The organism is Kitasatospora sp. NPDC101157 (assembly GCF_044768255.1).
Classification (GTDB): domain Bacteria; phylum Actinomycetota; class Actinomycetes; order Streptomycetales; family Streptomycetaceae; genus Kitasatospora.
On sequence record NZ_JBIWPL010000002.1, the window covers coordinates 254,000 to 273,706 of the forward strand.

14 protein-coding genes and 1 pseudogene are annotated in these 19,707 nt (G+C 72.5%); 9 read left to right on the top strand and 6 right to left on the bottom strand.

The genetic code is table 11. The features are described from left to right. Nucleotides 1-53: 53 nt before the first annotated feature. The 5 genes and pseudogenes from ACIRVF_RS04580 to ACIRVF_RS04600 form a co-directional block, all read left to right on the top strand. Nucleotides 54-1,154: pseudogene (locus ACIRVF_RS04580) on the top strand (serine hydrolase domain-containing protein); the annotation flags it as partial. A gap of 61 nt (nt 1,155-1,215) precedes the next feature. Then, nucleotides 1,216-2,001 (top strand): MerR family transcriptional regulator, encoded by a 786-nt coding sequence (locus ACIRVF_RS04585; protein ID WP_402813600.1) that lies wholly within the window; start codon nt 1,216-1,218, stop codon nt 1,999-2,001. A gap of 102 nt (nt 2,002-2,103) precedes the next feature. Further along, nucleotides 2,104-3,066, top strand: coding sequence for an ABC transporter ATP-binding protein (locus tag ACIRVF_RS04590; protein WP_402813604.1), 963 nt, complete (start codon nt 2,104-2,106; stop codon nt 3,064-3,066). Continuing rightward, nucleotides 3,063-4,442 (top strand): ABC transporter permease, encoded by a 1,380-nt coding sequence (locus ACIRVF_RS04595; RefSeq protein WP_402813611.1) that lies wholly within the window; start codon nt 3,063-3,065, stop codon nt 4,440-4,442. The genes ACIRVF_RS04590 and ACIRVF_RS04595 overlap by 4 nt, the downstream gene beginning before the upstream one ends. 79 nt (nt 4,443-4,521) lie before the next feature. Then, nucleotides 4,522-7,272 (top strand): alkaline phosphatase family protein, encoded by a 2,751-nt coding sequence (locus tag ACIRVF_RS04600; RefSeq protein ID WP_402813613.1) that lies wholly within the window; start codon nt 4,522-4,524, stop codon nt 7,270-7,272. Between the two features lie 100 nt (nt 7,273-7,372). On the opposite strand, the gene dnaE is transcribed toward ACIRVF_RS04600, so the two are convergent. The 3 genes from dnaE to ACIRVF_RS04615 all read right to left on the bottom strand — a co-directional run bounded on the left by dnaE (nt 7,373) and on the right by ACIRVF_RS04615 (nt 12,523). After that, nucleotides 7,373-10,939 (bottom strand): DNA polymerase III subunit alpha, encoded by a 3,567-nt coding sequence (dnaE, locus tag ACIRVF_RS04605; protein WP_402813615.1) that lies wholly within the window; start codon nt 10,937-10,939, stop codon nt 7,373-7,375. Between the two features lie 125 nt (nt 10,940-11,064). Further along, nucleotides 11,065-11,757: a phosphonatase-like hydrolase gene (locus ACIRVF_RS04610; protein WP_402813617.1), complete on the bottom strand. Its 693-nt coding sequence runs from the start codon at nt 11,755-11,757 to the stop codon at nt 11,065-11,067. A 4-nt stretch (nt 11,758-11,761) separates the two neighbouring features. Beyond that, the gene (locus ACIRVF_RS04615) at nt 11,762-12,523 is read right to left on the bottom strand and encodes a GntR family transcriptional regulator (protein WP_402813621.1); all 762 of its coding nucleotides are present in this window, start codon (nt 12,521-12,523) and stop codon (nt 11,762-11,764) included. A gap of 161 nt (nt 12,524-12,684) precedes the next feature. On the opposite strand from ACIRVF_RS04615, the gene ACIRVF_RS04620 reads away from it, so the two are divergent. After that, nucleotides 12,685-13,854 carry a TIGR03364 family FAD-dependent oxidoreductase gene (locus tag ACIRVF_RS04620; RefSeq protein WP_402813624.1) on the top strand — a complete coding sequence of 390 codons (1,170 nt, stop codon included), beginning with the start codon at nt 12,685-12,687 and terminating at the stop codon, nt 13,852-13,854. Nucleotides 13,855-13,873: 19 nt separating this feature from the next. Here ACIRVF_RS04620 and ACIRVF_RS04625 read toward each other — a convergent pair whose 3' ends face one another. From ACIRVF_RS04625 to ACIRVF_RS04635, 3 genes are all read right to left on the bottom strand, one after another. Then, a complete protein-coding gene (locus tag ACIRVF_RS04625) occupies nt 13,874-14,662 on the bottom strand; it encodes a maleylpyruvate isomerase family mycothiol-dependent enzyme (RefSeq protein ID WP_402813627.1) in 789 nt (262 codons plus the stop codon). Nucleotides 14,663-14,782: 120 nt separating this feature from the next. Continuing rightward, nucleotides 14,783-15,157 carry a cupin domain-containing protein gene (locus ACIRVF_RS04630; RefSeq protein WP_402813630.1) on the bottom strand — a complete coding sequence of 125 codons (375 nt, stop codon included), beginning with the start codon at nt 15,155-15,157 and terminating at the stop codon, nt 14,783-14,785. 93 nt (nt 15,158-15,250) lie between these two features. Next, the gene (locus tag ACIRVF_RS04635; RefSeq protein ID WP_402813632.1) at nt 15,251-15,673 is read right to left on the bottom strand and encodes an SsgA family sporulation/cell division regulator; all 423 of its coding nucleotides are present in this window, start codon (nt 15,671-15,673) and stop codon (nt 15,251-15,253) included. Between the two features lie 301 nt (nt 15,674-15,974). Here ACIRVF_RS04635 and ACIRVF_RS04640 point away from each other — a divergent pair, with 301 nt between their 5' ends. From ACIRVF_RS04640 to ACIRVF_RS04650, 3 genes are all read left to right on the top strand, one after another. Beyond that, on the top strand, nt 15,975-16,388 hold the full coding sequence (locus ACIRVF_RS04640) for a cupredoxin domain-containing protein (RefSeq protein WP_402813635.1): 414 nt from the start codon (nt 15,975-15,977) through the stop codon (nt 16,386-16,388). Between the two features lie 392 nt (nt 16,389-16,780). After that, nucleotides 16,781-18,472, top strand: a complete 1,692-nt coding sequence (locus ACIRVF_RS04645) for an enoyl-CoA hydratase-related protein (protein WP_402813638.1) — start codon at nt 16,781-16,783, stop codon at nt 18,470-18,472. Between the two features lie 132 nt (nt 18,473-18,604). Next, nucleotides 18,605-19,687 carry a hydrogenase expression protein HypE gene (locus ACIRVF_RS04650; protein ID WP_402813639.1) on the top strand — a complete coding sequence of 361 codons (1,083 nt, stop codon included), beginning with the start codon at nt 18,605-18,607 and terminating at the stop codon, nt 19,685-19,687. Nucleotides 19,688-19,707 lie beyond the last annotated feature (20 nt).

Consider the following 19,707-nt stretch of genomic DNA (forward strand, 5'->3'; position numbering starts at 1 on the left):
TTCGTCGCACCAGCCGGACACCGATCCGGACCCGACGGACTCCGAGGAACACCATGTCCACCCCCCTCCCCGCCCCCCTCTCCACCACCCGCCCCGGCCAGGACCGCCCGGAACTGCGGCGAGCGATCGAGGATCTCGCCAGCTCCGGCTTCCTCGGTGTACAGCTGCGGGTGACCGACGAGCAGGGGGAGTGGGTCGGCAGCGCCGGAGTCCGCGAGCTGGGCTCCGGCGCGGCCCCGCTGACCGACGGGCACTTCCGCATCGGCAGCAGCACCAAGAGCTTCGTCGCGACCTCGGTGCTGCTGCTGGTGGCGGAGGGCAGGATCACGCTGGACACCCCGGCCGATGACCACCTGCCCGAATTCGGCCTCGACCGGCGGATCACCCTGCGGATGCTGCTGCAGCACACCAGCGGGATCTTCAACCACACCGGCGAACTCCACGAGGACGGGACGATCGTGCCGGGGGTCCCCTGGCAGGGCAAGGAGTGGGTGGACAACCGGTTCAAGACCTACCTGCCCGAGGAACTGGTACGGCTGTCGCTGTCCAGGCCGGCCCGGTTCGCGCCGGGTGCGGGCTGGAGCTACGCGAACACCAACTACGTGCTGGCCCGGCTGGTGGTCGAGAAGGTCACGGGCCGTCCGTTCGCCGAGGAGCTGCAGCGGCGGATCCTGGGGCCGCTGGGGATGACCGGCACCGTGGCGCCGGGCTCCTCGGCGGAGATCCCCGAGCCGCACAACCACGGCTACTACCGCTACCAGGACGCCGGGCAGGAGCGGACGGTCGACGTCACCCGGCAGAACCCGTCCTGGGTCGGAGCCGGTGGCGACATGATCTCGACCACCCGGGACCTGCACACGTACTTCTCCGCCCTGATGGGCGGCAGGCTGCTGCCGGCCGGGCTGCTGGACGAGATGCGCACGCCGGAGGCGACCGTCGGCTACGGCCTGGGGCTGTTCGCGCAGGAGACCGAGGGCGGCACCGTCTTCCACCACAACGGCGCCACCATGGGCTCGGCGGCGCTGATGTACGGCTCCCCCGACGGCAGCAGGACCCTGACCGCCGGGCTGACCTGGGTGGACGACGCGGAGCTCACCATCGCGGGAGCCTTCCGGAAGGCCCAACAGCGGCTCGTCGCCGAGGTGTTCAGCGGCGCCACGCCGGGAGTAGGGGGGCGCCTCCCCGCCCGGTCCGGACGCACGAGAAGGTGGGCAGATGATGAGCGGAGTCACGATCGGTCAGGCCGCGGCGTTCCTCGGCGTCTCGGTGAAGACGGTGCGGCACTACCACGATCACGGCCTGGTCGACGAACCACGGCGCGACGCCTCCGGCTACCGGCGGTACGACTCGGACGAGTTGCTGCGGCTGGTGCAGGTCCGGACCCTGGCCACCGCAGGGGTGCCGCTGGCCGAGATCGGGCCCCTGCTCGACGCCGACGCCGAGGAGTTCGCCGCCGCCCTGGCCGACGTCGAACGGCGGCTCGCCGAACGGATCGCCGAGCTGGCGGCGCGCCGGGAGACGCTGCACCGCCTCGCCGAGGGCGACCGGGCCCTGCTGCCCGACCGCGCCTGCGCGATCCTCGACCGGATGCCCGCCCTCGGCTTCGAGCCGGACTACGTGGCCGCGCAGCGCGAGGCGCTGGTGCTGGCCCGGGTGCTGGTGCCGGACGGCTTCGACGGTTTCCTCACCCAGCTGGAACACCAGCTCGACGACCCCGGCTTCGTCGAGCTGGCCCAGCGCGGCTGGGAGGCCCGGAACCGGAACCCGGACGACCCGGGGATCGAGGAACTCGCCGCCGCCATGGCCGACCGCTACCTCGCCAACCCCGCTCTGCTGGGGGACCCGGGCAGCCTGGAGGCCTGGAGCAGGGCCGCCACCCAGTACCGGCTGATCGACCGGCACCGCGAGGAGCAGGCGCCGGCCGCCGCCCGGCTGACCGCGCTGACCGAGGCCAGGCTCCGATCCGCCGGTGTGGCCGGCCCACGCCTGCCACGCCGGTGAACCGGGCCCCGACCGTCAGCTGTTCCATCGGTGTTCAACCACGCGGTCTCGACTCCGTCCCGCCAACCCCCTAACTTCCCTGGGGGACTGCGAGAAGGAGCCATGGAAGACACGCAACCTGCCGTACGGGCACGCGGATTGACGAAGTGCTTCGGTGACGTCGTGGCGCTCGACGAGGTCGGGCTGGAGCTGGTTTCCGGGCGGATCCACGGGCTGGCCGGGCCGAACGGCGCCGGGAAGACCACCCTGCTGGGGCTGCTGCTCGGGCTGGCCGTCGCCGACGGCGGCGAGCTGGAGGTGCTGGGCACACCGGTCGGACGGGCCCTGACCGCACCGGACGGGGTCGCCGGATTCGTCGACGGCCCCGGCCTGTACCCGTCGCTGACCGCCCGGAAGAACCTGGCGGCACTGGCGGCGCTGCGCGGTCAGGACACCGGGGCCCGGCGGATCGACGAGGTGCTGGCCGAGGTCGGACTCACCGACGTCGCCGACGACCGGGTGCGGGGCTTCTCGCTGGGCATGCGCCAGCGGCTCGGACTGGCCGCCGCGCTGCTCACCGAACCGCGGCTGCTGGTGCTCGACGAGCCCTCCAACGGCCTGGACCCGGCGGGCAAGCAGCACGTCCACGGGGCGCTGCGCAGGCTCGCGGACGACGGCGTGACGGTCGTGCTGTCCAGCCACCGGATGGACGACCTGGAGGCGCTCTGCTCCGAGGTGACGATCCTCGCCACCGGGCGGGTGCGCTTCTCCGGCCCGCTGGGCGGCCTGGCGGCCGAGACCCGCGAACTGGACCACCGCCTGCTCACCTCCGACCCGCCGACCGCCCACCGGGTGGCCGCCGGGACCGCGGGAGTGCGGGTGGTGGACGGCGCCGGGGCGTGGCGCGGCACCGAGGCGCTGGTGGTGCGCGCCTCCCGGCCCGCCGTCGAGGAGTTGGTGGCCGCGCTCGTGCGGGAGGACGTACGGGTACGGGAGGTCGCCCCCGTGGTGTCGCCGCTGGAGGCCGCGTACCTCGCCCTCACCCAGGAGCAGCTCACGGCGGAACAGCGGGAGGGCGGGCGATGAGCACGGTCACGGCCGGAAGGGCGGTGGCCGGAACCGGCCCCGCCGCCGCAGTCGGGGCACGCCGGGTGCCGGTGGGCCGGGTGTACCGCTTCGAGCTGGTCAAGCTCGTCTCGCAGTGGCGGATCCGTCTGCTGGCACTGGCCTGTTGGACGCTGCCCGGGCTGTTCGTGGCGGCCGTGGCCCAGCAGGGGACGCTGCCCTCCGACACCCTGTTCGGCCGCTGGATGCACGCCAGCGGCTGGGCCGGCCCACTGGTGGTGCTGGGCTTCGCCGGCTCCTGGGCGCTGCCGCTGCTGACCTCGGTGGTAGCGGGTGACGTGTTCGCCGCCGAGGACCGCCTCGGGACCTGGCGGCACCTGCTGGTCGCGGTCCGCTCGCCGCGGCGGATCTTCCTGGCCAAGACCCTGGCGGGCGCGACCGTGCTCGCGCTGCTGGTGGCCGGACTGGCGGCCTCGGGTACCGTCGGCGGACTGGCGGCGGTCGGTGACCAGCCACTGGTCGGCGTCGACGGGCACCGGCTGGCTCCGTCCGACGCGGCCGCGGGCGTCCTGCTGGCCTGGGTCTGCGCGCTGGCGCCCACCCTGGCACTGGCTGCTCTCGGGCTGCTCGGCTCCGTCATCCTGGGCCGCTCCCCGATGGGGCTGCTCGTCCCCGCGCTGTCCGCCGTCGCGATGCAGCTGGCCCAGATGCTGCCGCTGCCGGTGGCGCTGCGCCTCGCCCTGCCCGGTTACGCCTTCGTCTCCTGGAACGGGCTGTTCGCGGACCCGGCGCGGCTGACCGAGCTGCTGATCGCCGTCGCGGTGAGCCTGGTGTGGGCCGTGGTGGCGACCACCGCGGCGTACCTGCTGTTCGTCCGGCGGGACTTCACCAACGGCAGCGAGGACGGCGGCGGACGCCGGACACTCGCCTTCGGGGTGGCGCCGCTGGCCGGGCTGCTGGTGCTGACCTGCGGCGCGGTCGCCGTGGCCACGCCCTCGACCGGGTCGGGGATCAGCCAGGCGAAGGTGCAGCGCACCGTCGCCACCGTGTTCGCGCACCTGTACCGGCTGCAGACCGAGCAGTTGCACCGCCCCGCCGTCACCGAGGCCGACCTGCGGGTCACGGCGGACTGCGGCCGGGGCGACGGCCAGGTCGACCCGGAGGGCCCGGGCAACGACTGGCGCTGCACCGTCACCTGGCACCTGCCCGGGACGGAGGCCCCGGGGACGGCGGTCTACCAGCTGGACGTCGCCCCGGACGGGCGGGTGATGGCGGACGGCGACGGCCCGAAGGAAGTGAACGGCTACTTCCTGGTGCACACCGGGGCCGGCGACGCGCCGAACCCGCTGTGGCAGTTCGACGGCCAGATCGACCTGTTCGCCCCCGCGACCGGCTGACCGGGCCCGTCGCCCCGAAGCTCCCCGCACCCAGACATCCCCAGGCGCAACCGCGCACTCACAACGAAGGGCTGACGCCATGCAGGTAACGCGTCGTCGACGTGTCCAGAAGGAGCACCCGGTGCTGCTCGCCCGGCGGGTGGGCCGCCGGGCCACCCTGGCCACGGCGTGCATCACGGCGGTGGCCGTGGCCACCGGCACGGCCTTCGCGGCCACCCAGCAGTTCGGCACCGACCAGGTCGGCCAGGTCACCGCCGACGGCCAGGTGATATCCAGCGACCAGTACATAGCCCCGTACGGCGACCGGCTGGTGATCAACAACGGCAAGCTGATGGGTTCCCGGGTCAGCCCGGACGGCACCCACCTGGCCGCCTCGCTCGCCGACGGCGACGCCTCGCTGGTCGTGGTGGACCTGAGGACCGGCCGGGTGCAGCAGCGGGCCGGCAAGGCCAAGACAGCCGACCTCAAGCTGACCGACGGCTCGGTCGGCCAGGAGGCCCCGGTCTACTCGCCGGACGGCAAGCAGCTGTGGCTCGGCCAGCTCGACGGCTACACCCGGTTCACCGTCAAGGCCGACGGCTCGCTCGCCGACCCGGTGAAGGTGGTGATCCCGGCCGACGGCGACAAGCACGCGCTGGCCTCCGGCGCGGTGTTCTCCGCCGACGGCTCCACGCTGTACGCGGCCGTCAACGGCCAGAACCGGGTGGTCGCGATCGACACGGCCACCGGCGCGCTCGGGCAGAGCTGGACGGTGGGCAACGCGCCGCGCGGCATCGTGCAGGTCGGGCACAAGCTGTACGTCAGCAACGAGGGCGGGCGCCCGGCGACCGCTGACGACGACACCCTCAACTCCTACGGCACCCAGGTCCCGGCCGACCCGGACACCGGCGCCGCGACCTCGGGCACCGTCAGCGTCATCGACCTCTCCGCCCCGTCCGCCGCCGTCGGCTCGATCGACGTCGGCCTGCACCCGACCGCGGTGTACGCCAAGAACGGGACGGTCTTCGTCACCGACACCTCCTCCGACCAGGTGTCGGTCATCGACACCAAGCACGACAAGGTCGTCCAGCGGATCTCCACCAAGCCGTGGCCGGAGGCCTCGGTGGGCTACGAGCCGACCTCGGTGGCGCTCACCGACGACGGCCGCCTGCTGGTCACCCTCGGCCGCGCCAACGCGGTGGCCGTCTACCGCTTCACCAGCGCCCAGGAGCCAGTGAGCTACGTCGGTCTGCTGCCCACCGACTACTTCCCGGCCGAGGTCACCACCGTCGGCTCGAAGGTGGTCGTCTCCAACACTCGCGGCATCGACGCCCGGCGCCCCAACTCCACCGGCGCCCACAACACCCACGACACCACCTCCAGCCTGACCCAGTTCACCCTGCCGGGCGACAAGGAGATCCGTTCCCAGACCGAGAAGGTCTTCCAGCAGAACGGCTGGACCAGGAACGCGGTCCGGACCGCCGACCGGCGCGGGGCGAAGCCCGTCGCGGTACCGGCCCGGATCGGCGACCCGTCGACGATCAAGCGCGTCTTCCTGATCGTCAAGGAGAACCGGACCTACGACCAGGTCTTCGGCGACATCGGCAAGGGCAACGGCGACCCGAAGCTGGCCCAGTTCGGCGCCAACGTGACGCCCAACCAGCAGGCGCTGGCCAAGCAGTTCGGGCTCTACGACAACACCTACGACATCGGCACCAACTCCGCCGAGGGCCACAACTGGCTGATGCAGGCGGACAACCCGGAGTACACCGAGTCCTCGGCGGGCGAGTACGAGCGCAGTTACGACACCGAGGACGACGCCCTGGGCCACCAGCGCTCGGGCTTCCTGTGGACGGGTGCGCAGGCGGCCGGCCAGGACGTGCGCGACTTCGGCGAGTTCCACCAGTTCCTGACCAAGCCCGCCGGCGCGAACTGGCAGAACCTGTACTGCGACGCCAAGAACATGGAGGCGACCGGCGACGACACCGCCTACCCGCTCAACTCCTCCTCGCCGATCCCCTCGCTCAACGACGTGTCGGTGCCCGGCTTCCCCAAGTTCGACCTCGACGTGCCGGACCAGTACCGGTACCAGATCTGGAAGCAGGACTTCGAGCAGAACGGCCCGGCGGCGCTCAACATGCTCTGGCTGTCCAGCGACCACACCGGCGGCCCGGCCGCTCCGGCCGCTCAGGTCGCCGACAACGACCTGGCGGTCGGCAGGATCGTGCAGGAGATCTCGCACAGCGAGTACTGGAAGGACTCCGCGATCTTCGTGGTCGAGGACGACTCCCAGGCCGGCCTGGACCACGTGGACGGCCACCGTGCCCCGATCCAGATCATCAGCCCGTGGGCCCAGCACGGCGCCGTCGACAGCCGCTACTACTCGCAGATCACCATGGTCCGCACCATCGAGCAGATCCTCGGGATCCACCCGATGAACCAGAAGGACAGCGCGGCCACCCCGATGGCCACCGCCTTCACCGACAAACCCGACTACACCCCGTTCACCGCGGTGCCCAACCGGACCTCGCTGACCGACGGCCTGAAGACCCCGCCGTCCTGCGGCGTCGACGTCCCCGGTGCCCAGGACCGCAGCGCGGCGGCGGCGCCGGTGACCGCCGCCCCGCCGGCGGCTGAGCAGGGCGTCGCCGCCCAGTGGGACACCTGGAAGTCCCAGCAGCACCTGACCGGCCCCAAGGCCGCCCCGGACCGCGCGAACCCGGCCCAGATGAACCACCTGACGTGGTACCAGACCCACAACTGGACCACCCCCTACCCGGGCGAGGACGAGATCCACGCCCCGAACGACGTCCCCGGCGCCTACATCCCCTCCGCCGAGAACGACGGCTGAGACGGCCGTCCCCTCGCCCCGAGGACCCGTTGCGCGGGCCCCGGACCGGCTGCGGCCGGCCCGGGGCCCGTTCGTCCTGTCAGGGAGTCCGGGGCAAGCCCTACGAGCGGACCGCCGCCCCCGTCCAGGCCCGGTTGCCGAGGAGGGTCTTGATGTCCGAGGCGAGCCCGTTGTCGGGGTTCACCAGGAAGCCCAGCTCGTAGAGGGTGTTCTTGTCCCAGTTGGTGGTGAGCAGCCGGATCGGGACGTCGCCGGGGTGGGCCTGGAGCGCGAGCTTGAGCTCGGCCACCATCTGGGGGGTGATCCGGTGGACCGGCACGGTGATCTGGACCGGTGGTTTGGTGCCCAGTTCGGCGGAGGAGACGTCGAGGGTGGAGATCTCCTGGCCGAAGATGCTCAGCGAGCCGTCGCGCTCGTTGAGCCGGCCGCGGACGGAGATCACGTTGTCCTCGACCATCTGGTCGGCCATCAGGTTGTAGGTCGCGGGGAAGAACAGCACCTCGACCGAGCCGTCGCGGTCGGCGAGGGTGATGATCGCCCAGGCGTTGCCCGCCTTGTTGATCCGCCGGTCGACGGCGGTGATCAGCCCGGACAGCCGGACCTCGCCCTCCGAGCGGCCGGAGCCGAGGAGTTCGGCGATCGAGGTGTCGCGGTTCTGGGAGAGGATGTGCTCGGCGCCGTCGAGCGGGTGACTGGAGACGTACAGACCGAGCATCTCCCGCTCCAGGGCGAGGAGTTGGCGCCGGGGCCACTCGTTGTCGGTGAGCTGGAAGTCCAGTCCGATGCCGGGCCCGCCGCCGTCGCCGGGGTCGAGGGCGCCGAACAGGTCGTCCTGGCCGATGGCCTGCTGCTTCTTGAGCCCGGTGACGGAGTCGATCGCGCTCTCGTGCACGCTGCTGAGCGACAGCCGGGTGTGGCCGAGCGAGTCGAAGGCGCCGGCCTTGATCAGGGAGTCGACGGTGCGCTTGTTGCAGACCACCAGTTCGACCTTGTCCAGGAAGTCGGCGAAGGAGGTGTACTTGCCCTTCTCCTCCCGGGTGCCGACCAGAGACTCGATCACGGGCACGCCGACGTTGCGCACGGCCTTGAGGCCGAAGCGGACGTCGCTGCCGACGGCGGTGAAGTCGACCACCGACTCGTTGACGTCCGGCGAGAGGATCTTGATGCCCATCTGCCGGCACTCGGCCAGGTAGACGGCCATCTTGTCCTTGTCGTCGGCGACGGAGGTCAGCAGCGCGGCCATGTACTCGGCCGGGTAGTTGGCCTTCAGGTAGGCGGTCTGGTACGAGACCAGGCCGTACGCGGCGGAGTGCGATTTGTTGAAGGCGTAGCCGGCGAACGGGACCAGGACGTCCCACACCGCCTGGATGGCCTCGTCGGAGTAGCCGCGCTCCTTGCAGCCCGCGTGGAAGGGCACGAACTCCTTCTCCAGCACCTCCTTCTTCTTCTTGCCCATCGCGCGGCGCAGCAGGTCTGCTTGGCCGAGCGAGTAGCCGGCCAGCACCTGGGCCGCTCGCTGGACCTGCTCCTGGTAGACGATCAGGCCGTAGGTGGGGCCGAGGACGTCCTTGAGCGGCTCCTCCAGCTCGGGGTGGATCGGGATGATCTCCTGCTGGCCGTTCTTGCGCAGCGCGTAGTTGGTGTGGGAGTTCATGCCCATCGGGCCGGGCCGGTACAGCGCGGAGACGGCGGAGATGTCGGCGAACTCGGTGGGCTTCATCAGCTTGAGCAGGGCGCGCATGGGCCCGCCGTCGAGCTGGAACACGCCCAGGGTGTCGCCGCGGGCGAGCAGTTGGTAGGTGGTGGGGTCGTCGATCGGGATCTTCTCGATGTCGACGTCGATGCCCCGGTTGGCCTTCACGATCTTGATGCAGTGGTCGATGATGCCCAGGTTCCGCAGACCCAGGAAGTCCATCTTGATCAGGCCCATGGCTTCGCACGACGGGTAGTCGAAGCCGGTGATGATCACGCCGTCCTTGTCCCGCATGTGCAGCGGGATCAGGTCGAGCAGCGGGGTGGAGGAGAGGATGACGGCGGCCGCGTGCACACCGGTGCCGCGGATCAGGCCCTCGATGCCGCGCCCGGTGTCGATGATCTTCTTGACGTCCGGTTCGTTCTGGTAGAGCGCCCGGATCTCGGTGCCCTCGTTGTACCGGGCGTGCTTCTCGTCGAACAGGTCGGCCAGCGGCACGCCCTTGCCCATGACGTCCGGCGGCATCGCCTTGGTGATCCGGTCACCCATCGAGAACGGGTAGCCGAGGATGCGGTTGGCGTCCTTGACGGCGGCCTTGGCCTTGATCGTGCCGAAGGTGTTGACCTGGGCGGTGTACGCGGCGCCGTACTTCTCGGTCACGTAGCGGACCATCTGGTCGCGCTGACGGTCGTCGAAGTCGATGTCGACGTCCGGGGGGTTGATGCGCTCGGGGTTGAGGAAGCGCTCGAACAGCAGGTCGTGCTCCAGCGGGTCCAGCTGGGTGATCCCGGTGAGGTAGGCGACCATCGAGCCCGCCGCCGAGCCACGGCCCGGGCCGACCGGGATGCCGTTGTCCCGGCCGTACTGGCAGATGTCGGCCACCACGAGGAAGTAGGCGTCGAACCCCATCGGGGTGATCACGCCCATCTCCAGCTCGATCCGGTCCAGCACCTCCTGGCTGGGGTTGTCGCCGTAGCGGTGCTTCAGCCCGATCTCGATCTTCTTGCGCAGGTAGGAGGCCTGGGTCTCGCCCTCCGGCACGTCGAACTGGGGCATCCGGTCGACGTAGGTGAAGACCTCCTCGTACGACTCGACCCGCTCGGCGATCGCCAGGGTGTTGTCGCAGGCCTCCGGTAGCTCGCGGAAGAGCTCGCGCATCTCCTCGGCGGTCTTCACGTAGTAGCCGGTGCCCTGGAACTTGAAGCGGTTCGGGTCGTCCTTGTTCTTGCCCACGCCGACGCAGAGCAGGCTGTCGTGGGCGTCGGCCTGGTCGGCCGTGACGTAGTGGGAGTCGTTGGTGGCCAGCAGCGGGATGTTCAGCTGCTTGGCCAGTCGCAGCAGGTCCTCGCGGACGTCGCGCTCGATGTCCAGGCCGTGGTCCATCAGCTCCAGGAAGTAGTTCTCCTTGCCGAAGATGTCCTGGTACGCGCCCGCGGCCTTGACCGCCTCCTCGTACTGGCCCAGCCGCAGCCGGGTCTGCACCTCGCCGGAGGGGCAGCCGGTGGTGGCGATGATGCCGCCGGCGTTGGCGGCGATCAGCTCGCGGTCCATCCGGGGCTTCATGTAGTAGCCCTCCATCGACGCGAGCGAGGAGAGCTTGAAGAGGTTGCGCAGGCCGGTCGCGTTCTGGGCCCACATCGTCATGTGGGTGTAGCGGCCGCCGCCGGAGACGTCCTTGCCGCCCTCGCCGTCGGCGCCGGTCGGGCGCTGACCGCCCGGCGACCAGAACACCTGCTTCTTCAGGAAGCGCGAGGCCGGCGCGACGTACGCCTCGATGCCGATGATCGGCTTCACCCCGGTCTTCGCCGCCGCGTGGAAGAACTCGTACGCGCCGAACATGTTGCCGTGGTCGCTCATCGCGATGGCGGGCATGCCCTGTCTCTCCGCCTCGGCGAAGAGCTTGCCGTTCTTCGCCGCCCCGTCCAGCATCGAGTACTCGGTGTGGACGTGCAGGTGCGCGAAGCTGTCGGACACGGCGCTGCTCTCCTCGTGGACCTCGGTAGGGGCGAAGCGGTCCACGCTAGCGGGTCGGCGCGCGCGACGCACAACGGGCCGACGGACCGCCCGGCGACGGCCCGGCAGCCGGTGCGGGCGAGCCGTCAGGCGCCCGCCGGCCGGACCTCGGCGAGGGCGGGGATCTCGGCGGCGCTGGCCAGCACGTGGGTCTGCGGGTGCCCGTCGAAGTCGGCGCGGGTGAGCTCCCCGGTCAGCACCCCGACGACCACGCCGGCCCCGGCGTTGCGGCCGGCCTCGACGTCGACCACGGTGTCGCCGGCGGTCAGCACCCGGCGGGTGTCGATGACCCCGGTCTTCTGCATCGCCCGGTGGATCATGTACGGCGCCGGGCGGCCGCGCGGGACCTCGTCCGAGGTGACCACCGCGTCCAGGTTGCCGCCCTCGCCGGTGGACCAGCCGAGCGACTCCAGCAGCGGGTACGCGACGTCGTCGCTGAAGCCGGTGGTGAGCGCGACCTTGACACCGCGCCGGCGCAGTTCGGCCATCGCCTCCTCGACCCCGGGGACGGCCTGCGGGGGAGTGGTGCGGTAGGCCTCGCGCAGGTACTCCGCGAAGGCCGCGTAGCTCTCCTCGACCAGCTCCGGGGTCGGGGTGCCGCCGCCGAGGCGGACCAGGGCGGCGATCGCCTCGCGCTTGTCGGTGCCCATCCAGGTCTGGAGGTCGGCCTCGGCGACGGCCACCCCGTTCCGCTCGACGGCGGTGCGCAGTGCCCGGTAGACGGCGCCGGACTCGTTGACGGTGGTCCCGGCCATGTCCAGGGCGGCGAGCTCGATCACGGTGTCAGTCCTCTTCGGTGCGGTAGCGGCCGATGACGGTACGGCCTTCGATGGTGTTCTCGATGGTGAAGGTGGCCATGGCGGGCAGGTAGCGGTCGTCGGCGTCCTCCAGCGGCACGCCCAGGCGCGAGGTGGTGAGCCGGCGCACCCGCAGCAGCGGCGCTCCGGCGTCGACCCGCAGGAGTTCGGCGTCGCGCGGCCCGGCGGCGACGGCGTCGATGGTGTGGCGGGCGCGGTGCAGGTCGACCTCCCGGCGCAGCAGCTCCTGGTAGACGGAGCCGGTGTCCGGGTCGAAGTCGAAGAGGATGCGGCCGACCTCGTGGACGAAGGTGGAGCGCTCCAGCATGGCCGGGACGCCGTCCAGCAGCCGCAGCCGGACGAGTTCGACGACCGGCTCGCCCTCCGCCAGGCCCAGCCGGGCCGCCGCCTCCGGGGACGCCCGCCGGCGGGCGACCTCGACGGTGTTCTGCCCGGGTTCGCGGCCGATGCCGCGGGCCCACTGGGTGAAGGACAGGAAGGTGTCGAAGGGCTGGGAGGGCGCGGTGCGAACGGCGACGGGTGGCTTGCCGCGCCCGCCGACCAGGCTGCCCGCGGTGCGCAGCATGGCCAGGGCCTGGCGGACCGGGCCGCGGGAGGTGCCGAACTCGGCGCAGAGCTGCGACTCGCTGGGCACCGGCTCGCCCTCGGGCCACTCGCCGGACTCGATGCGGCGCTGGAACTCGGCGCCGAGCCGTTGGTGGAGAGGGAGGTCCTCACTTGTCTTCACAAGTCGACTATGACATCCGGGTCCGGCACTTCTCAAGGCCCGTCAAGCCGCGGTTCGTGCTGTTCACCCAGCAGATGCTTGTGATCGTCGGCGGATGAACAGCCGGTAACTTGTACATACAGGCCTTGACCGCAGGGCCCGGAAGTCCGGAAGCTGGACCCATGAGCAGCAGCACCCCACCCGTGACCCCCGCCACCACCCCCCGCAGCGACGTGGTGATCGTCGGCGCCGGCATCATCGGCCTGGCCCACGCCTTCGAGGCGCTGAGCAACGGACTCTCCGTCACCGTGGTCGACCGCGACCGGCGGCCGGTCGGCGCCTCGGTCCGCAACTTCGGCCACTGCTGCATCAGCGCCCAGGACGGCGAACTGCTCGCCCTCGCCCAGCGCTCCCGGCCGGGCTGGCTGCGCGCCGCCGAGGCGGCCGGCATCTGGGCCGCGGAGGCGGGCACCCTGGTGGTCGCCCGGTCGGCGACCGAGGCGGCCGTCCTGGAGGAGCTGCGCGCCGAACGCGGCGCCGACGCCGTCCAGCTGCGCAGCGCCGCGCAGACGGCCGAGGCGCTCGGCCGGGCGGCGGGCCAGGACGGCGATGTGGTGGGCGGCGCGGTGCTGCCCGCCGACCTGCGGGTCGACCCGCGCGAGGCGGCGCCCGGCCTGGCCCGCTGGGTGGCCGAGCAGCCGCGAGGACGCGTCCTGTGGGGCACCGCCGTCACCGGCGTCGAGTCCGGCACCGTGCACACCACGCGCGGCCCGGTCCACGGCGAGCGCGTCCTGGTCTGCGTCGGCCACGACCTGGACCACCTGTTCCCCGACATCGCCGAGGACCACGGGATCGAGCGCTGCCGGCTGGCCATGGCCCGGGCCGCCGCCCCGGCGGGCTTCCACACCGACTCCGCGGTGCTGACCGCCACCTCGATGCTGCGCTACGACGCCTTCACCGCCCGGCCGTCGGCCGCCCGGCTGCGGGAGGAGGTGCTCGGCCACAGCGCGGAGCTGCTGGAGATCGGCGCCAACGTGATGTTCACCCGCCGGCCGGACGGCACCCTGCTGATCGGCGACTCGCACCACTACGACGCCACCACCCCGCCGTTCGTCGACGAGCGCACCTACGAGCTGCTGATCGACGCCGTCGCCCGGGTGCTGGGCGTGCCGCGCCTGCGGATCCTGGAGCGCTGGCAGGGCGTCTACGCCAGCAGCCCGCGCGGTCCGCTGCTGGTGCGCGACCTCGCCCCGGGCGTCCGGGCCATCTCGGTCACCTCCGGCATCGGGATGACCCTGTCCTTCGGCCTCGCGGCCGCCACCTTCGACGGCACCCTCGCCGCGACGGCCTGAGCCGCTGCCCGCCGGGGGCTCAGAAGGACGAGTGGGCGAACCAGTGCGCCAGCAGCTCCTGGTCCCCGGAGAGCTCGATGCCGGCGGTGTTGCGGTCGAGACGCCCGTACAGCATGAGCAGCAGTTCGGCGGCGGAGGCCCGGACGGTGGCGTCGGCGTTCCCGTCGGGGCCCCGGTCGGCGCCCCCGTCGGCTTCGCCCTCGGTGCCGTCGAGGCCGAAGCCGTCGGGGCGCAGCCGGACCAGCCAGTCGCCCTCGCCGTCGGTACGGGCGAAGCGGATGGTCCGGTTCTCCGCCCGCAGCTCCGCGGTCCCGGGGGCGAAGAAGGCCGCGAAGGGCAGGTTGGTCAGGAACTCGTCCACCCCGTCGGCCGCGAGGGCCGGGTCGAGGTCCGGCTCCAGCCCGAGCGCGAGTTCGGCGTCGACCCGGTGGACGAGGGTCTCGAACAGCATCCGGCGCACCCAGAACCGGGCGTGCTGGTCGGCGCCCCAGGCCCACATCGGCGCGCCGAGGTCACCCTCGGCGAAGGCCGCGGCGGCCTCTTCGGCGGCCTCGGCCAGCCAGGCGGGGTAGTCCTCGGGCCGCTCGGGGAGCCGCAGGTCGACGTCCCGGCTGCGCGGCGGCTCCTGGATCCGCTGCCGCAGCAGCACGGTGAACCAGCGCTGCACGCTGCCGGTGTGGCGGACCAGGTCGGCCAGCGTCCACCCGGGGCAGCCGGGCACCGGAAGGGCGGGGTCGGCCTGCCGTACGGCGGCGACGAAGCGGGCGGTCTCGGCGGCGACGGCGGTGCCGTGGTCCTGCGGGGTCATCAGGGCTGTTCCTCAATCCTTCATCAGGTGAAGCAATTGGCGACGACGCTAGGCCTGAAAGGTTGAGACTGTCAAGTAACTCTCCCCGGGCGCCCGAGGTGGCCCCGTCCGCCGTGGGGCCTACCCGAGCGGCGCCGAGCGGATGGACAGCCCGGGCCGGCGGCGGTGCACGGTGAGGTAGACCAGCCCGTCCCCGGCCGCCGAGACCGCCCGCCGCGCGCCGTGCGGCAGCCAGGCCGTGCACCCCGCGGACAGCTCCTGCCGGCCGCCGTCGGTCTCCAGGAGGCCGCTCCCGTCGAGCACCTGGACCAGGACGTCCAGGTCCGGCTCCACGTGCGCGGCCACCTCGGCGTTCGCCGGCAGGCGGACGATGTTCGCGTCCAGCTGGCGGCCCTCCTCCTGGAGGCGCCACAGCGCTCCGCCGCTGTCGGCGGGAGCCTGGTGGAGCAGGGACTCCAGGTGGGCGAGCACACCGGGTCCGGGATGGGACGTCAACGCGGCCTCCTGCGGGGGAGTGGGATCGGCCCGTGGATTCTACGGAGGACCGCGTGCGACCCGAGGGACGGCCGCAGGGACGACCCGACGGGATCAGCCGCTGGCCAGGAGCCGGGTCAGGGCCGCGTCGATGTCCAGGTGCTCGGACTCGGATCCGGCGGGCACCAGGGTGAAGGAGTCCGAGAGGAAGGCCGTGACGAGATCCTCCGGCGCGCTGACCAGGGACCCGCCGCCGGGCCCCCGAAGGGTGATCAGAACCTCGCCCGCCGACCCCGGACGGACCTTCACGTCACCGCTGCCGACGGGGCCGAGCCGGCCCTCGTTCAGCAGTTCCCGGCTGAAGTACCAGCACACCCGGGCCGCGTCGCCGGTGCACTGGCACGGGGTCAGCGGAAAAGCCAGGCAGGCCGCGTAAGGGAGGCTCGCGTCGAAGCGGAGTTCCGCCTGGACCGGCACGTCGGGCGCGGCGCTCTCGGGGAAGGTCACGGGCACCGGGCGGACGGTGGACAACTGCATCGGTACGGCCTCCTGTGATCGCCACGCGCTGGACCGGGCCGGCCCGGCGTGCCCGGGGCGCCTACCCGGCGCGTCCCCAGGCAGCCAGGGGTGGACGAATCTCCACAATTCCCTTGCATCCGCTGCCCGCACCGCCCGCCGACACCCGTCAACTCCGGGCCCTCGCTTTCACTCCTGTTCACTCCTACGAAGGAAATGGCGGGCTGTCCGGAGCCCTGGACCAGGTCGCGACGGTCACCCGCCGGAGGAGGCTGGGAAGTGGGCCGCTCCCGCCGCCCTCCCTCCCGAACGGAGCCCGAACGTGATCAGACCCCGGCCCCTCCGGGCAGCCGCCGCACTGCTGCTCCCCGCCGTCCTCGCGGCCTGCTCCAGCTCGGGCCCCGGCTCCGGTACGCCGACGACCGCCGCGACGAGCCCCGTGCAGGTCAGCACGAGCGCGACGAGTCCCACGCAGAGCAGCGCCGCGGCCCTCCAGGTCACCATCAAGGACTTCGCGTTCGCGCCCGCGAGCCTGAAGGCGGGCCCCGGCCGGACCGTCACCGTGACCAACCAGGACACCACCGCCCACACCCTCACCGCCGCCGACACGTCCTTCGACACCGGCACGATCGCGCCCGGCGCCACCGCGACCCTCACCGTGCCCCAGCAGACCGGCGACCACCCGTACATCTGCACCATCCACCCGTTCATGCACGGCACCCTCACCGTGGGCTGAGGCCCCGTCGCCACCCGGGCACCCGCCCGCCGCCACGGCCCGGCCCACCTCCTGCTGCGCGTGGTGGCCGCCGCCGGCCTCGCCGTGGACGCGGCCGTCCACGCCCGGCTCGCCGACCGCTACGACGCCGTCGGCAGCCTCGGCCAGCTGCCGAACATGTACGAGCCGGTCCGGTTCGCCGAGAAGACCCTCGCCGCCTGGGCCGAGGGCATCGCCACCGCGGCGCTCACCGTCCTGCTGCTCGGCCACCGCCGCCGCATCCAGGGAACGCCGGCACCGCTCCCCGCCGCCCGGGTGAACGGGCGGCGCGGCGGGCTTGGGGGGCCGGGCGACGGGCGGGCCGGAGGCGATGATCGCCGGAATCCCGGAGGCCCTCACCGTCGGAGGCGGACATGCGGATCCTGCTCCTCGCCAGCGCGTTCAACAGCCTCAGTCAGCGCCTGCACGCCGAGCTGCGCGACCGACGCCAGCAGGTGGAGTTCCAACTCGCCGGTGATGACGAGGAGTTGACTGCCACGCTGGACCGGTTCCGGCCGGACCTGCTGCTCGCGCCGATGCTGCGCACCGCGATCCCCCAGGAGGTCTGGTCCCGGCTCACCTGCCTGATCGTCCACCCCGGCCCGCCCGGCGACCGCGGCCCCTCCTCGCTCGACCGGGCGATCCAGGAGGGCCGCACCGAGTGGGGCGTCACCGTGCTCCAGGCCGAGGCGGAGCTGGACGCCGGGCCGGTCTGGGCCGCGGAGCCCTGCGGGCTGCCCGAGTGCGGCAAGAGCGACCTCTACCGCAACGAGGTCTCCGACGCCGCCGTGGCCGCCGCCCTGCTCGCCGTGGAGCGCGTCGCCTCCGGCACGTACGCGCCGCAGCCGCAGCAGGGCCCTGGCTGGCGCGAGGCCGTCCGCACCCGGCCCTTCCTGCGCCAGGAGGACCGCCGGATCGACTGGGTGACCGACCCCACCGAGACGGTGCTGCGCAGGCTCCGCGCGGCGGACTCCCAGCCCGGGGTGCTGGACGAACTGTGCGGCGCCGAGTGGTACCTGCACGGCGGCCACCACGAGCCGCGGTTGCGCGGCCGCGCCGGCGAGCTGCTCGCCACCCGGGCCGGCGCCGTCTGCCGGGCCACCTCGGACGGCGCGGTGTGGATCCCCGAACTGCGCCGCCGCCGCGCCCCGGACGGGCCCGCCACCGTCAAGCTCCCGGCGGTCACCGCGCTCGGCCCCCTGCTCCCGCCGCTGCCCGAGGATCCCGCGCCGCTGATGCCGGACGAGGGCGAGCAGCTCGGGTGGTCGGACATCCGCTACCGCGAGGACGGTCCGGTGGGCCTGCTGCGCTTCGCCTTCCCCGGCGGGGCGATGTCCACCGAACACTGCCGCCGGCTGCTGGCGGCGTACCGCTTCGCGCTCGGCCGCCCGACCACGGTGCTGCTGCTCGGCGGCGGCCGGGACTTCTTCTCCAACGGCATCCACCTCAACGTCATCGAGGCCGCGCCGGACCCGGCCGCCGAGTCCTGGGACAACATCACCGCGATGGACGACCTGGTCGCCGAGGTGCTCACCACCACCGACCGCCTGGTGGTGGCCGCCCTCGGCGGCAACGCCGCGGCCGGCGGGATGATGCTGGCGCTGGCCGCCGACGAGGTGTGGTGCCGCGGCGGCTCCGTGCTCAACCCGCACTACCGGCTGATGGGCCTGTACGGGTCGGAGTACTGGACGTACACCCTGCCGCGCCGGGTGGGCGCGGCCGAGGCCGGACGGCTGACCGACCGGGCCCTCCCGGTGTCCGCGGCGGCGGCCGAGCGGATCGGCCTGGTCGACCGGGTGCTGGACTGCGGGCCGGGCGAGTTCGGGGCGAACGCGGCCCACCTGGCCGGGCTGCTCGCCGCCTCGCCCGCCGCCCAGCAGCGGATCGCGGCGAAGAAGGCCGCGCGCGAGGCCGACGAGCGGGCCAAGCCGCTCGCCGCGTACCGGGAGGAGGAGCTCGCGGTGATGCGCAGGCAGTTCTTCACACCCGAATCGCCGTACCACGCGCTGCGGTCCGCGTTCGTCCGCAAGCGCCCGGTGCCCGCCGGGCTCCTCGCCCGGACGTGACCCGAACGGCCGCGCCCGGCTCGCGCGCTCCGGGCGGTCCGCCGGGCCCGCGGACGAGCGGGCGGTCCGGACCGTTGCTATGACTGGGTCCGAGCCATTTCCTCCGGCTCCCATCCCCGAGGAGGCATCCTCATGGGTGCTGCAACCGCTCCCAACGCCGCAACTGCCGCAACCGCCGCGACAACCGACACCGACGTGGTGCACATTCTCTGGATCAACGCCGGCCTCAGCTGCGACGGCGACTCCGTCTCGCTGACCGCCGCGATGCAGCCGAGCATCGAGGAGATCGTCACCGGCGCGCTGCCCGGCCTGCCCAAGGTCGCGGTGCACTGGCCGCTGATCGACTTCGAGTGCGGCCCGGTCCAGGGCGCGGACAACTTCGTCGAGTGGTTCTTCAAGGCCGACCGCGGCGAACTCGAACCGTTCGTCCTGGTCATCGAGGGGTCCATCCCCAACGAGAAGATCAAGAAGGAGGGCTACTGGTGCGGCTTCGGCGACGACCCCGCCACCGGACAGCCCATCACCACCAGTGAGTGGCTGGACCGGCTCGCCCCCAAGGCGACGGCCGTGGTGGCGATCGGCACCTGCGCCACGTACGGCGGCATCCACGCGATGGCCGGCAACCCGACCGGCGCGATGGGCGTGCCGGACCACCTCGGCTGGGACTGGAAGTCCAAGGCCGGGCTGCCGATCGTCTGCGTGCCCGGCTGCCCGATCCAGCCCGACAACTTCGCCGAGACACTGACCTACCTGCTGTACCAGCTGGCCGGCTCCGCGCCGATGATCCCGCTGGACGACAAGCTGCGGCCCGCCTGGCTGTTCGGCGCCACGGTGCACGAGGGCTGCGACCGCGGCGGCTACTACGAGCAGGGCCAGTTCGCCACCGAGTACGGCACCCCCGAGTGCCTGGTGCGGCTCGGCTGCTGGGGCCCGGTCGTCAAGTGCAACGTCACCAAGCGCGGCTGGATCAACGGCGTCGGCGGCTGCCCGAACGTGGGCGGCATCTGCATCGCCTGCACCATGCCGGGCTTCCCGGACAAGTTCATGCCCTTCATGGACCCGCCGCCCGGCTCGCGCGTGTCCACCGGCGTCAGCGGCGCGTACGGCTCGCTGATCCGCCGGCTGCGCGCGATCACGTTGAACACCGTCGACAAGGAACCGAAGTGGCGCCACACCGGCCGCCACCTGACCACGGGCTACCGCCCGCCCTGGTGACAGGGGAGGGCCGCACACCG

What these genes read in the sequence shown, in the direction of transcription:
- ACIRVF_RS04590 (WP_402813604.1), top strand. Translation starts at nt 2,104, where the DNA reads ATGGAAGACACGCAACCTGCCGTACGGGCACGCGGATTGACGAAGTGC.
- ACIRVF_RS04650 (WP_402813639.1), top strand. Translation starts at nt 18,605, where the DNA reads ATGGGTGCTGCAACCGCTCCCAACGCCGCAACTGCCGCAACCGCCGCG.
- ACIRVF_RS04620 (WP_402813624.1), top strand. Translation starts at nt 12,685, where the DNA reads ATGAGCAGCAGCACCCCACCCGTGACCCCCGCCACCACCCCCCGCAGC.
- ACIRVF_RS04585 (WP_402813600.1), top strand. Translation starts at nt 1,216, where the DNA reads ATGATGAGCGGAGTCACGATCGGTCAGGCCGCGGCGTTCCTCGGCGTC.
- ACIRVF_RS04645 (WP_402813638.1), top strand. Translation starts at nt 16,781, where the DNA reads ATGCGGATCCTGCTCCTCGCCAGCGCGTTCAACAGCCTCAGTCAGCGC.
- ACIRVF_RS04595 (WP_402813611.1), top strand. Translation starts at nt 3,063, where the DNA reads ATGAGCACGGTCACGGCCGGAAGGGCGGTGGCCGGAACCGGCCCCGCC.
- ACIRVF_RS04600 (WP_402813613.1), top strand. Translation starts at nt 4,522, where the DNA reads ATGCAGGTAACGCGTCGTCGACGTGTCCAGAAGGAGCACCCGGTGCTG.
- ACIRVF_RS04635 (WP_402813632.1), bottom strand. Translation starts at nt 15,673, where the DNA reads ATGCAGTTGTCCACCGTCCGCCCGGTGCCCGTGACCTTCCCCGAGAGC.
- ACIRVF_RS04625 (WP_402813627.1), bottom strand. Translation starts at nt 14,662, where the DNA reads ATGACCCCGCAGGACCACGGCACCGCCGTCGCCGCCGAGACCGCCCGC.